Here is a 12,354-nt window from a genome sequence, read left to right as displayed (position 1 = left end):
GCCGGCTTTCCCTGCGGCCCGGCGGGACGCGCGGCAGGATGGTACGCGTGACGACTCCAGAGGCGACCGGATACCGGATCGAACGCGACTCGATGGGTGAGGTGGAGGTACCCGCCGAGGCGCTGTGGCGGGCGCAGACCCAGCGGGCGGTGCAGAACTTCCCGATCTCCGGCCGGGGACTGGAACCGGCCCAGATCAAGGCGCTGGCGCAGATCAAGGGGGCCGCCGCCCAGGTCAACGGCGAGCTGGGGGTGATCGGGGCGGACGTGGCCGCGGCGATCGCCACCGCCGCCGCGCACGTCGCCGACGGCGGGTACGACGACCAGTTCCCGGTGGACGTCTTCCAGACCGGGTCGGGCACGTCGTCCAACATGAACGCCAACGAGGTGATCGCCACCCTGGCCAGCCGCGAGCTGGGCCGCAACGTGCACCCGAACGACGAGGTCAACGCCTCGCAGTCCAGCAACGACGTCTTCCCGACCTCGATCCACCTGGCTGCCACCCAGTTCGTGGTGGAGGATCTGATTCCCTCGCTCAAGCAACTGGCCGGGGCGCTGGAGGAGAAGGCTGCCGAGTTCGAGACCGTGGTGAAGGCCGGGCGTACCCACCTGATGGACGCCACCCCGGTCACCCTGGGCCAGGAGTTCGGCGGCTACTCCGCGCAGGTCCGCTACGGCGTCGAGCGGCTGGAGGCGGCGTTGCCCCGGCTGGCCGAGCTGCCGCTCGGCGGCACCGCGGTGGGCACCGGCATCAACACCCCGTTCGGCTTCGCCGGCAAGGTGATCGGGAAGCTGCGCGAGTCGACCGGGCTGCCGCTGAGCGAGGCGCGCAACCATTTCGAGGCGCAGGGCGCCCGGGACGCCCTGGTGGAGACCTCGGGCCAGCTGCGCACGATCGCCGTCGGGCTGTACAAGATGGCCAACGACATCCGCTGGATGGGTTCCGGCCCGCGCGCGGGCCTGCGGGAGCTGCGCATCCCGGACCTCCAGCCCGGCTCGTCGATCATGCCCGGCAAGGTGAACCCGGTGGTCGCCGAGGCCGTGCGGCAGGTCTGTGCCCAGGTGATCGGCAATGACGCGGCGGTGGCGTTCGCCGGGTCCCAGGGCGACTTCGAGCTGAACGTGATGCTCCCGGTGATGGGGCGCAACCTGCTGGAGTCGATCAAGTTGCTGGCCGCGTCGAGCCGGCTCTTCGCGGAGCGGCTGGTGGCCGGCCTGGTCGCGGACGCCGAGGTCTGCCTGGCGTACGCCGAGGGCTCGCCGTCGATCGTCACCCCGCTCAACCGGCACCTCGGCTACGACGAGGCCGCCTCGATCGCCAAGGAGGCGCTGGCCAAGCAGGTCTCCATCCGCGAGGTGGTGATCTCCCGGGGGCACGTCGACTCCGGCAAGCTCACCGAGACCCAGCTCGACGAGGCCCTGGACCTGCTCCGGATGACCCACCCCTGACCGGCCCGAGCCACTCCGGGTCCGGCTCCGCCCGTACGGTCGGCGACCTCCCCGCGCGGACCCGGCGTGCCGCACGTCGAGCGGGGCGTCGGCCGCGCCGCCGTGGTAACTCGCTCGCCGGGGCCGGCGGCGCGGGGGATGATCCGGGCGTGCGTGACGACGGTGGGATGCTGCTGGAGACCGCGCGGCTGCGGCTGCGCCGGTTCACCATGGACGACGTGGACCGCCTGGTCGAGTTGGACCGGGACCCGGAGGTCATGCGCTACCTGACCGGCGGTCGCCCGACCCCGGTGGCGGCGGTCCGGGACGAGCACCTGCCCCGGCTGCTGGGCCAGTACGACCGCCACCCCGGGCTCGGCCGGTGGGCCGCGCTGGACCGGGTCACCGACGAGTTCCTCGGTTGGCTGGCCCTCGATCCCGCCGACGACGGCACCGAGGGGGAGCTGGGTTACCGGCTGCGCCGCGCGGCGTGGGGCCGCGGCCTGGCCACCGAGGGGGCCCGCGCGCTGGTCCGGCACGCCTTCGACCGGGTGGGCGTACGGCGGGTCTGGGCGCAGACGATGGCGGTCAACGACCGGTCGCGCGCGGTCATGGCCCGGGCCGGGCTGCGCTACCTGCGCACCTTCCACCTGGTCTTCGACGACCCGATCCCCGGCACCGAGCACGGTGAGGTGGAGTACGAGCTGTGCCGGGCGGACTGGCCCGGGGTCCGTCAGGAGTGGGACGCCGCCTTGCGCGCCCGATAGGCGGTGACGGCGGCGCGGTTGCCGCAGCCGGCGTCGCAGAACCGCCGGGACCGGTTCTTCGACAGGTCGACCAGCACGTTGTGGCAGTCCGGGTGCTCGCAGGTCCGCAGCCGGCCCAGTTCACCGGCGCGTACCAGGTCGGCGACGCCCATCGCGGCCTCGACCGCCATCCGGGTCGCCAGCGGCGCGTCCCGGGGCACCGCGTGCAGGTGGTACGGCTCGTCGTCGTGCCGGATGAGCTGGGGCAGCGCGCGGGACTCGCGGAGCAGCCCGTTGACGATCGCCACCACCTCGTCGACGTCGGTGTGCCAGAGCCGGCGCAGCCGGGGCCGCAGGGCCCGGACCTGGCGCAGCTCGGCGTCGGTGTGCTCGTGCCGGCCGGTCCAGGCGTGCGCGCTGAAGAACCGGTCCAGGGCCGCCACGTCGGGCAGCCCTTCCCGGCCCGGGTCAGCGGTGTTGACCAGCGCCGCGGCGGCGATCAGGGAACACTCGGTGTCATGGGCGAAAAGCAACTTGACTCCTGTCACGGCACTGGCCTAGCGTCATCAGCATACCCGTCTTTCACTCATGACCACCGGTCGGACAAGGAGCTGTCCATGCGGGAACGGCCCGGTGTCGGCCTCGGCCTCGCCCTGCTCTCCGCGCTCACCTTCGCCACCTCGGGCACCTTCGCCCGGCCGCTGATCACCGGCGAGTGGTCCGCCGAGGCGGTGGTGCTGGCCCGGGTCGGCATCGCCGCCCTCGTCCTGGCCGTGCCGGCCCTGCTGGCGCTGCGCGGCCGGTGGCCGGTGGTACGCCGCAACACCGTCACGATCGTCGTGTTCGGACTGCTCGGCGTGGCCCTGGCCCAGGCGTGCTTCTTCAACGCGGTCCGCTACCTGCCCGTCGGCGTCGCGCTGCTGCTGGAGTACCTCGGCATCGTCCTGGTGGTCGGCTGGATGTGGCTGGTCCACGGCCAGCGGCCCCGGCTGCTCACCGTCGCCGGTTCGGTCACCGCCCTGTGCGGCCTGCTCTTCGTGCTGGACCTCACCGGCGCCGGCCGGCTCGACCCGGTCGGCGTGCTCTGGGGACTCGGCGCCGGAGTCGGCCTCGCCGGCTACTACGTCATCGCCGGCCGGATCGACCCGGCGCTGCCCTCCGTGGTGATGGCGAGCGGCGGGATGGCCGTCGGTGCCGTGGTGCTGCTCCTGCTCGGCCTCGTCGGGCTGCTCCCACTGCGCGCCGGCGCCGCCGACGTCACCTTCGCCGGGCACCAGCTGAGCTGGCTGGTACCGATCGCCGGCCTGTCCCTGGTGGCCGCGGTGGTCGCCTACCTGACCGGGGTCGCCGGCGCGCGGCTACTCGGCGCGCGGCTCTCCTCGTTCGTCGGCCTCACCGAGGTGATGTTCGCGGTACTCATCGCCTGGCTGGTGCTGGGCGAACTGCCGACCACGATCCAACTGTTCGGCGGCGCGCTCATCATCGTCGGGGTGGCCCTGGTCCGGCTCGACGAACTGCGCGGTGGACGCCCCGAACCGACCGAGGAGCGGACCGACGAGCCGGCCCTGGCGTGAGAGGCTGGGCGCCGTGCTGACGGTGGTGGTGTTCGACGCCGACGAGACCCTGCTCGACCTGCGTCCCGCGGTGACCGGAGGGCTGGTGGCCGTACTCGAGGAGATGCGGCGGCTGACCCCGGCGGCGGCCGGAGTGTCCCTCGCGGACCTGGAGTCGGACTGGCACTCGGTCTTCGGCGACCGGAGCGCGGCGCCGGTGCAGGAGGTCCGGCGGGCGGCGCTGGCCCGCTCACTGGCCCGGGTCGGCCTGGACGATCACCTCGACGAGTTGGCGGCCCTCTTCTTCGCCCGACGGTTCGCGCTGACCCGGCCCTACCCCGACGCGCTGGCCGCGTTGGCCGCGCTGCGACCGCGTTACCTGCTGGGCTACGCCACCAACGGGAACAGCCGCGCCGAACGCTGCGGCCTGGCCGGCGAGTTCGCCTTCGAGCGGTACGCGCACGAGGGCGGCCTGCCGAAGAAGCCGGACCCGGAGTTCTACGCCGCCGTCGTCGAGGCGGCGGGCGTACCGGCGGAGCAGATCGCGTACGTCGGCGACTCGCTGGCCCACGACGTGGTCGGCCCGCAGCGGGCCGGCCTACGCGGCATCTGGCTGAACCGGCACGGACTGCCCTGCCCGCCGGAGGTGCGGCCGGACGCCGAGGTGACCACGCTGGCCGACCTCGCCCCGGCGCTCGCCGCGCTGCCCGCGGCGTCGGCGACGGTGGCGGGGTAGCGGCCGCCCCGTCAGCGCAGCGCTGCGGCGACCGCCTCGGCGGCAGCGCTCACCTGAGGGCCGACGGTGGTGACGTCCAGCGGGGCGAGGGCCACCACGCCGACGCTCGCCTCCAGCCCGGCCACGCCCAGCACCGGGGCGGCCACCCCGTACGCCCCGGACTGCAGTTCCCCGGTGCTGCTCACCGGGCCCGCCTGCCCGGCCCGCCCGGCCAGGATCGCGCGGCCCGCCGCGCCCCGCTCCAGCGGGTGCCGGGACCCGGACCGGTACGCCACGTGGAACGACGTCCAACTCGGCTCGACCACCGCTAGGGCGACCCCCTCGCCACCCTCCACCACGGTCAGGTGGGCCGTCGCGCCGGCCTGCTCGGCCAACCGGCGCAGCGCGGGCAGTGCCCCCTCGGCGAGCAGCGGCTGGGCCCGCCGGGCCAGGTGCAGCACACCGGCGCCGAGCCGTAGCCGGCCCTCGGCGTCCCGCCGCAGCATGCCGTGCCCGGTCAGCGCGCCCACCAGCCGGTAGACCGCCGCCCGGCCGATGCCGAGCAGGGCCGCCGCCTCGGTGACGGTGAGCCCGCGCGGCGCGTCGGCGACCAGGTGCAGCAGGCGTAGCCCGCGGTCCAGGGTCTGCGCCGTCTCCGGGGTGCGTGCCGCCGTGTCCACAGCACGCAGCGTACGACCCGGCTCCGGACGACCTCGGGATGCGCGGACGGCTACCCTTGTACGGTGACGCTACGCCTGTATGACACCGCCACCCGATCGGTGCGGGACTTCGTCCCGCGGGAAGCCGGCAAGGTGGGGGTCTACCTGTGTGGTCTCACCCTCCAGGGCCCGCCGCACATCGGCCACCTTCGCTCCGGGGTCAACTATGACGTGCTCCGCCGCTGGCTGATCGCGTCCGGCTTCGAGGTCACCTTCGTCCGCAACCTGACCGACATCGACGACAAGATCCTGGTCAAGGCGATGGAGCAGGGCCGGCCGTTCTGGTCGATCGCGTACGTCAACGAGCAGGTCCTGTTGGCGTCCTACCGGGCGTTGAACGTGCTGCCGCCGACGTACGAGCCGCGGGCCACCGGGCATGTCCCGGAGATGCACCAGTTGATCGCGCGGCTGATCGAGACCGGGCACGCCTACCCGGCCACCGACGGCTCCGGCGACGTCTACTTCGACGTCGCCTCCTGGCCGGCGTACGGGTCGCTGTCGGGCCAGTCGCCGGCCGACATGCAGTCCGCCGGGGACGCGCCCGAGCGGGGCAAGCGGGACCCGCGCGACTTCGCGCTCTGGAAGGGCGTCAAGCCGGACGAGCCGGCGGACGCCTACTGGCCGTCGCCGTGGGGCCGGGGCCGGCCGGGCTGGCACATCGAGTGCTCGGCGATGTGCTGGCGCTACCTGGGCGCCGAGTTCGACATCCACGGCGGCGGGCTCGACCTGATCTTCCCGCACCACGAAAACGAGATCGCCCAGTCCCAGGCGGCCGACCTGCCGTTCGCCCGCTACTGGGTGCACCACGGCCTGCTCGGCATCGGCGGCACCAAGATGGGCAAGTCGCTGGGGAACACACTCGACCTGGAGTACGTGGCGTCCCTCGGCGTGCGCCCGGTGGAGTTGCGCTACTACTACGTCGCCGCGCACTACCGGTCCCGGATCGACTACTCGGAGGACGCGCTGCGCGAGGCCGCCGTGGCGTACCGGCGGATCGAGGGTTTCGTGCAGCGGGCCGCCGAGCGGGTCGGCGCCGGGCCGCTCGGCGAGTTGCCGGCCGGCTTCGTGGCGGCGATGGACGACGACCTCAACACCTCGGCCGCGCTGGCCACGCTGCACGAGGTGGTCCGCGACGGCAACACCGCGCTGACCGCCGGCGACGATGTGACCGTCCGCACGACGCTGGCCGCCACCCGGTCGATGCTGGATATCCTCGGCGTCGACCCCCTGGACCCGGCCTGGACCGGCGGCGACCGCGCGGGCGACCTGCGCGGTGTGGTGGACTCGCTGATCGCGCTCGCCCTCGAGCAGCGTGCGCAGGCCCGCAGCCGCAAGGACTGGGCCGCCGCCGACGCGGTACGCGACCAGCTCAAGCAGGCCGGCGTGGTCGTCGAGGACACCCCCCAGGGCCCGCGTTGGACTATTGGAGAGCAGGACTGATGGCCGGCAACTCACAGCGCCGTGGCCGGCGACTGGCCCCGAAGGCGAGCGCCCCGAAGGGCTCCGGCGGCAAGAACAAGGACTCTCTGGCCGGCCGGGGCCGCACCCTGCCCGCCGACGAGCGGCCCTGGCACAAGGCGTACTCGGGCACCGAGAAGCTCCCCCAGCGCACCGCCTGGAAGCAGGACAAGGAGCGCCGGGCGGCGGCCGAGGAGGGGCGCGCCCCCAAGATCGGCCAGCCCGGCACCAAGGACACCACCTGGGGCAAGGGCACCCGGGCCGGTGCGCCGCTGAAGGGCGGCAAGGGCAAGCCGGCCGGTCGGGGTGGTCCCCGGGTCGCGCCGGGCCGGAAGTCGAACCCGGCCAAGGACAGTCCCGAACTGCTGGTCGGGCGCAACCCGGTGCTGGAGTCGCTGCGCGCCCAGGTGCCGGCGACCGCGCTCTACACCGCGCAGGGCATCGACGTCGACGACCGGGTCAAGGAGATCGTGCGTACCGCGGCCGACCGGGGCATCGCGATCCTGGAGGTCAGCCGGAGCGAGCTGGACCGGATGACCGGCGGGGTGCTGCACCAGGGCGTCGGCCTCCAGGTGCCGCCGTTCGCGTACGAGCCGTTCGACGACCTGGTGGCGACCGCGCTGGAGCAGGCCGCCCCGCTGCTGGTCGCGCTGGACGGGGTCACCGACCCGCGCAACCTCGGCGCGGTGATCCGGTCGGCCGCCGCGTTCGGCGCGCAGGGGGTCTTCGTACCGGAGCGGCGGGCCGCCGGGATCACCGCGACCGCCTGGCGGACCAGTGCCGGCGCGGCCGCGCGGGTGCCGGTCGCCCAGGTCACCAACCTGACCCGGTCGCTCAAGGCGTGCAAGGAGGCCGGCTTCGTCGTGGTCGGCCTGGACGCCGACGGCGAGACCGACCTGTACGACCTGGAGGCCGCGGTCGGCCCGCTGGTCGTGGTGGTCGGTTCGGAGGGGCGCGGGCTGTCCCGGCTGGTCGGCGAGACCTGCGACCTGACCGTCAGCATCCCGATGGTCTCCGAGGTCGAGTCGCTCAACGCCAGCGTGGCCGCGGCGGTCACCCTCGCCGAGGTCGCCCGCCGCCGCGCCGTCGAGGCCTGACCGCCCGGTCCGGACCGGGCGCTGGGCGCCGGGTCCGGTCAGCGGTGCGCTGGACGCCCGATCCGGTCAGCGGGGGGCGGACGCCCGGTCCGGTCAGCGGGCGCTGGGGGCCGGGTCGAGCGCCCGGGCGACCCGGCGTAGGCCGCGCGCCACGAAGCGCCGGCCCCGCACGGTGGGGCCCGCCGACGACGGGTCGGTGACCTGCGGTGCCGGCTGCCTGGGCGGGGGAGCCGGTGCCGGGGTACGCGGCGTCCGGTGCACCGGCGGTTCGTCGTTGACCTCGGCCAGGTAGTCCGCGAAGACGGCGCGCCAGATGACCCGCTGGAGCAGCCGCTCGTCGGCCGGGCGGCCCGCTCCGGCCAGCAGGCGTGCCCAGGCGCGGTTCACCACCGACGGGGTGAAGGCGTCCGCCCAGCCCGCCCGGTCGGCGACGAGGGCCGTGATGAGGTCCCGGTCCGGCGCGTCGCCCAGCCGGGGCGCGAGCGCCGGACTGACCAGCCCGGCCGGCCGCTGGTAGTACGGCCGGTCCCGCCACTGCGGCAGCAGCCGTGCGGTCACCGCGCGGTGCAGCGCGTTCTCGCGCCGCTGGTCCGGGGTGAGGTCGAAGGCCGCCCGGACGAACTCCGGAGCCAGCAGCGGGACGATGGTGCCGATCCGGTCGGCCGCCGAACTCCACCGGCGGAGCCGTTCGGTGGCGTAGAAGTGGTCCAGCATCCTGGCGTCGTCGAGACCCTTCCGGAACGCCTCGTCCAGCCGGTGCCGGATCTCCGCCGTGGACGCCGCCCGGGCCGCGTCGGACAGCCCGCGCTTGAGCAGGATCCGGGCGCAGAGGCGTTCGGCGAACGCGTCGAGCCGGTCCACGTGCGGCAGTTGGCTCAGCTCGGCGTAGTCCGGGGGGTAGTAGAAGCCGTGCGCGATCTCGCCGGCGGCGCCGCTCACGGTGAGGAAATCGGGGTGGTCGAGGCCGGCCGGGGCCGGGCTGGGCAGGTACGTCTCCGCGCGCAGCCCCTCGTGCGAGCGGTGCCAGCCGAGCGCGTTGGGCAGGATGGGCGCGTCGAGGGCCAGGCCCTGCGCCTGCGCGGGACCGCCCGGCCGCGGGCGGGCGACCCGGTGGCGGACCCGACGGGCCAGGTCGTCGGGGAGCGCGGCGACCAGCCCTTCGGCGACCTCGGCCTCGCCCGGCTCCGAACCGTTGGTGAAGAGTTGCAGGTCCAGCCCGGCCGCCAGCGCCGCCGCGACGCAGAGCCGGGAGTCCCGCCCACCGCTGAGCCCGATGAGGACCCGACCCGACCACATGCTGCCCAGGGAACGGGCCAGCTCCCGCAGGCCGTCGGCCACCTCGTCGACCCGGTCCGGCGCCAGGGCGTCGCCGCCCCGGCCGACCGCCCACGCGGCCAGCGCGTCGATCACGCTCTGGGTGCGGCCCTGGCCCTGCGGGTCGTAGCCGACGGTGGCGCCGCCCGGCACGGTGAAGACGCCGGTGAAGGGGGTCCGGTCGCCCTGGAACCAGCCGGTCGCCGCGAACATCCGCCAGCCGTCCCGGTCCGGCCGGGCCCGGATGCCGGCGAACCGACAGGCCGCCGCCGGCCGGTTCGACCAGACCCAGCCGCCGGGAAAACGCAGCTCGTACAGGCGGCCGAGGCCGATCCCGTCGGTGTGCAGCCGGAGCCGGCCGGTGTCCGGGGCCAGCGAGGCCACCACGAACGGGGCGGTCAGCTCGAGCACCCCGGCGGGCCGGTCGATCAACGCCCTGGCCAGGGGCAGCGCGGCCCGCTCCGGGGCGATTCGGCCGACCAGGCGTTCGTACCCGAGGGGCAGGTAGAGCGTCGCGGCGGCGAGGTCGGGCGCCTGCTGCCAGGACGGCCACCGCCACGGCGACGAGACCGCGTCCCACAGGTGCAGGCCGGTCCGGCCCGCGGCCACGCCGTGCCGGGCCACCGGCGCCCGCCACAACGGCCGGTAATGGGCCGCGACCCGGTCGAGCCGTTCGGCCACCTCGGACGCTTCGGGCGCCCGGTCGAACCCGTACGCCAGCAACACCTGCATGTGTCGTGTCCCCCGCAACTCCCGCTGTCCGAAAAAGCAGACACGACACGCGCCACGGGCACGACCGGTTGCAGTCGGCCCTCCGGGGGAAGGGCCGCCGGGGACACCTACCCGGGCACACGGAAAGGGGCGGCCCGCCGATGCGGACCGCCCCTTTCGGCGTACGTCAGATCCGGGTGCCGGTGGTGGCGTGGAAGACGTGGCTGCGGCCGGTACGCGGCTTGACGAACACGGTGTCGCCCATGTTCGGCATCGTGCGCCGGTCGGTGCGGACCACGAACCGCTCGTTGTGGCCCTCGAGCGCGGCGTGGCCGTAGACGTTGGCGTCGGAACCCAGGTCCTCGACCAGCTCGACCACGACCGGCATGCCGCCCTCGGTCGGGCTGACCAGGTCGCAGTCCTCCGGACGGAAGCCGACGGTCACCTTGCCGTCGCCGCCCTCGGCCCGCGCGGCGGCCACCTGCTCGCGGGTCAGCGGGATGTGCAGCTCGGCGAACGCGGCGCCCTGCTCGGTCAGCGGCACGGTCTTGATGTTCATGGCCGGGGAGCCCATGAAGCCGGCGACGAAGACGTTGGCCGGGGTGTCGTAGAGCGCCCGCGGGGTGTCCACCTGCTGGAGCACGCCGTCGAGCATGACCGCCACCCGGTGACCCATGGTCATGGCCTCGACCTGGTCGTGGGTCACGTACACGGTGGTGACGCCCAGCTTGGCCTGGAGCGAGGCGATCTGGGTACGGGTCTGCACGCGCAGCTTGGCGTCGAGGTTCGACAGCGGCTCGTCCATGAGGAAGACCTGCGGCTCGCGGACGATCGCGCGGCCCATGGCGACCCGCTGGCGCTGACCGCCGGAGAGCGCCTTCGGCTTGCGGCTGAGGAACTCCTCCAGCTGGAGCAGCCCGGCCGCCTCCTTGACCCGCCGGTCGATCTCCGACTTCGAGGTCTTGCGCAGCTTGAGCGCGAACGCCATGTTCTCGTACACCGTCATGTGCGGGTAGAGGGCGTAGTTCTGGAAGACCATCGCGATGTCACGGGCCTTCGGCGGCAGGTGGGTGACGTCCCGGTCGTCGATGTAGATGGCGCCGTCGTCGACGTCCTCGAGGCCGGCGAGCATCCGGAGGCTGGTGGACTTGCCGCAACCCGAGGGGCCGACGAGGACGAGGAACTCGCCGTCGCCGATCTGGAGGTCGAGCTGGTTGACCGCGGGGCGGTCGGTACCCGGGTAGATCCGGGACGCCTTCGCGTAGGTGACCGTAGCCATGGTGAAGCGCTTCCTTTCACCGGCAGGAACGTGCCGGACGATCCGAGTGAAGGAGCGACCGGCACCTACGGTGCCGGCCAGCCGGGCGTCACCCGGGCAGCCGAGGCCGACCGGAGTGTCGTCCGTGTCACTGCACCGTAAACGGCTTTGGCGGCGCTGCCAAGACGGGGTGCCAAGGGTGGGACGGCCGGCATAGCGCATTCCGGGCACACGGGCACGGCAAGGCATCAATCTCCTCGGTGCCGGCGGCGACCCGACACCGATCCGAAGCTGGCCGGGTCCGGAAATTGACGTTTTCCGTGCTCGGGACGCCTGCCGAGCGGGATTTTCGGACGTCACTCGCTATGCTGACGGCGGCACCACGCGCCCCTGTAGCTCAGCTGGCCAGAGCACTCGCCTTGTAAGCGAGATGTCGCCGGTTCGATCCCGGCCGGGGGCTCCAATTCCATCAGGCATCTTGCGGCGCTGGCTGCCACGAGACGGCGCATGGACAGCAACGCTGACAGCAACGGGGGTCACGACAGCCGCCCGTCGAGCTTGCCGAGCGCCTGACGCATGGCATCAAGGTTGGCGTGGGCGTAGGCCTTCACGTCGGCGTGCCGGGCGATGGCCTGGACGACGTGCGGCGGGACGCCCAGCTCCATCGGCAGGGACACGACCGTGTGCCGCAGGTCGTGCAGGCGGCACGGGGCAGACCGGCGGTCTCCCGAAGCCGAGCGAACGAGCGGCTGAGGTTGGTCGGCTTCAACGGGGTGCCCCGCTCGGAGGGGAAGACCGGGCCGTGTCCTGCCAGACCTCGGCGAGCGCAGCCCGCTCAGCCTGCTGGCGTTCACTCGCCCAGTAGGCCGGACCGGTGCGAATGGCCCAGATAGCTGGTGCCCGGCCGCGGAGCGGCCCGCCGGTGGCCTGCCAGCAGATCATTCGGTACGGCTCCGAAAACTTTCGGAGATCGCTACCCGTCATGCTGGATCGGCCCTTCCGGAGAGACCGGCGATCCAGTGCTAATCAGGGAGATCGTCGGGAAGATTGGTTCCGGAGTCGTTCCGGAAATTGTTGACATGCGATGAACGCTGAATCACGATGCTCATCGACGGCTGTCAGCGCCGTCGCACCACCACCCCCGATCACCGCCTGGCTCGTCCGCCAGGTCTCACGAGTAGGTGACACCCATGAACGATGCTCCCGCCCGCCCAGGTGGCCGCGGTCGCGGCCGGTTCAGACTGCTCGTAGGCGCTGCCACCGCCGTCCTGCTGGCTGCCGTCTCGGCCACCATGACCGGCGTCGCGCACGCCGAGGCCGACCGCACCGTCACCTCGAACACCACCGGCACCCATA

Annotated in this window: 11 protein-coding genes and 1 tRNA gene; 7 read left to right on the top strand and 5 right to left on the bottom strand. The window is 73.4% G+C overall.

What is annotated here, in order from left to right; genetic code table 11:
- Positions 1–38: 38 nt before the first annotated feature.
- Together ACIBPB_RS28965 and ACIBPB_RS28960 are read left to right on the top strand one after the other, a co-directional pair.
- Entirely contained in the window at positions 39–1,448 is a 1,410-nt protein-coding gene (locus ACIBPB_RS28965) for a class II fumarate hydratase (protein ID WP_396842614.1), read from the top strand.
- Positions 1,449–1,597: 149 nt separating this feature from the next.
- On the top strand, positions 1,598–2,194 hold the full coding sequence (locus ACIBPB_RS28960; RefSeq protein WP_396842613.1) for a GNAT family N-acetyltransferase: 597 nt from the start codon (positions 1,598–1,600) through the stop codon (positions 2,192–2,194).
- On the opposite strand, the gene ACIBPB_RS28955 is transcribed toward ACIBPB_RS28960, so the two are convergent.
- Complete coding sequence (locus ACIBPB_RS28955) at positions 2,161–2,706, bottom strand: CGNR zinc finger domain-containing protein (RefSeq protein WP_357316670.1); 546 nt, start codon at positions 2,704–2,706, stop codon at positions 2,161–2,163. The two genes, ACIBPB_RS28960 and ACIBPB_RS28955, sit on opposite strands and share 34 nt — an antisense overlap.
- 84 nt (positions 2,707–2,790) lie before the next feature.
- On the opposite strand from ACIBPB_RS28955, the gene ACIBPB_RS28950 reads away from it, so the two are divergent.
- The gene (locus ACIBPB_RS28950; protein ID WP_396842612.1) at positions 2,791–3,747 is read left to right on the top strand and encodes an EamA family transporter; all 957 of its coding nucleotides are present in this window, start codon (positions 2,791–2,793) and stop codon (positions 3,745–3,747) included.
- A 13-nt stretch (positions 3,748–3,760) separates the two neighbouring features.
- The gene (locus ACIBPB_RS28945; protein ID WP_396842611.1) at positions 3,761–4,462 is read left to right on the top strand and encodes an HAD family hydrolase; all 702 of its coding nucleotides are present in this window, start codon (positions 3,761–3,763) and stop codon (positions 4,460–4,462) included.
- Positions 4,463–4,473: 11 nt separating this feature from the next.
- Here ACIBPB_RS28945 and ACIBPB_RS28940 read toward each other — a convergent pair whose 3' ends face one another.
- Positions 4,474–5,121 carry an IclR family transcriptional regulator gene (locus ACIBPB_RS28940; RefSeq protein WP_396842610.1) on the bottom strand — a complete coding sequence of 216 codons (648 nt, stop codon included), beginning with the start codon at positions 5,119–5,121 and terminating at the stop codon, positions 4,474–4,476.
- A 63-nt stretch (positions 5,122–5,184) separates the two neighbouring features.
- On the opposite strand from ACIBPB_RS28940, the gene cysS reads away from it, so the two are divergent.
- On the top strand, positions 5,185–6,600 hold the full coding sequence (gene cysS / locus ACIBPB_RS28935; protein ID WP_396842609.1) for a cysteine--tRNA ligase: 1,416 nt from the start codon (positions 5,185–5,187) through the stop codon (positions 6,598–6,600).
- Positions 6,600–7,715 (top strand): 23S rRNA (guanosine(2251)-2'-O)-methyltransferase RlmB, encoded by a 1,116-nt coding sequence (rlmB, locus tag ACIBPB_RS28930; protein WP_396842608.1) that lies wholly within the window; start codon positions 6,600–6,602, stop codon positions 7,713–7,715. The genes cysS and rlmB overlap by 1 nt, the downstream gene beginning before the upstream one ends.
- Positions 7,716–7,808: 93 nt before the next feature.
- On the opposite strand, the gene ACIBPB_RS28925 is transcribed toward rlmB, so the two are convergent.
- A complete protein-coding gene (locus tag ACIBPB_RS28925) occupies positions 7,809–9,761 on the bottom strand; it encodes a hypothetical protein (protein WP_396842607.1) in 1,953 nt (650 codons plus the stop codon).
- A gap of 166 nt (positions 9,762–9,927) precedes the next feature.
- Complete coding sequence (locus ACIBPB_RS28920) at positions 9,928–11,019, bottom strand: sn-glycerol-3-phosphate ABC transporter ATP-binding protein UgpC (RefSeq protein ID WP_357316643.1); 1,092 nt, start codon at positions 11,017–11,019, stop codon at positions 9,928–9,930.
- A gap of 365 nt (positions 11,020–11,384) precedes the next feature.
- On the opposite strand from ACIBPB_RS28920, the gene ACIBPB_RS28915 reads away from it, so the two are divergent.
- Positions 11,385–11,461: transfer RNA gene (locus ACIBPB_RS28915), tRNA-Thr, on the top strand.
- 73 nt (positions 11,462–11,534) lie between these two features.
- Here ACIBPB_RS28915 and ACIBPB_RS28910 read toward each other — a convergent pair.
- Positions 11,535–11,663, bottom strand: coding sequence for a hypothetical protein (locus tag ACIBPB_RS28910; RefSeq protein WP_396842606.1), 129 nt, complete (start codon positions 11,661–11,663; stop codon positions 11,535–11,537).
- Between the last annotated feature and the right edge of the window lie 691 nt (positions 11,664–12,354).

It is taken from the genome of Micromonospora sp. NPDC049836, assembly GCF_044465125.1.
GTDB lineage: Bacteria > Actinomycetota > Actinomycetes > Mycobacteriales > Micromonosporaceae > Micromonospora.
This window is presented reverse-complemented; position numbering and strand designations above follow the sequence as displayed.

Bases quoted from the DNA above. Each gene is read 5' to 3' on its own strand.
- ACIBPB_RS28965 (WP_396842614.1), top strand. From the start codon at position 39: ATGGTACGCGTGACGACTCCAGAGGCGACCGGATACCGGATCGAACGC.
- ACIBPB_RS28950 (WP_396842612.1), top strand. From the start codon at position 2,791: ATGCGGGAACGGCCCGGTGTCGGCCTCGGCCTCGCCCTGCTCTCCGCG.
- rlmB (WP_396842608.1), top strand. From the start codon at position 6,600: ATGGCCGGCAACTCACAGCGCCGTGGCCGGCGACTGGCCCCGAAGGCG.
- ACIBPB_RS28925 (WP_396842607.1), bottom strand. From the start codon at position 9,761: ATGCAGGTGTTGCTGGCGTACGGGTTCGACCGGGCGCCCGAAGCGTCC.
- ACIBPB_RS28920 (WP_357316643.1), bottom strand. From the start codon at position 11,019: ATGGCTACGGTCACCTACGCGAAGGCGTCCCGGATCTACCCGGGTACC.
- ACIBPB_RS28910 (WP_396842606.1), bottom strand. From the start codon at position 11,663: ATGGAGCTGGGCGTCCCGCCGCACGTCGTCCAGGCCATCGCCCGGCAC.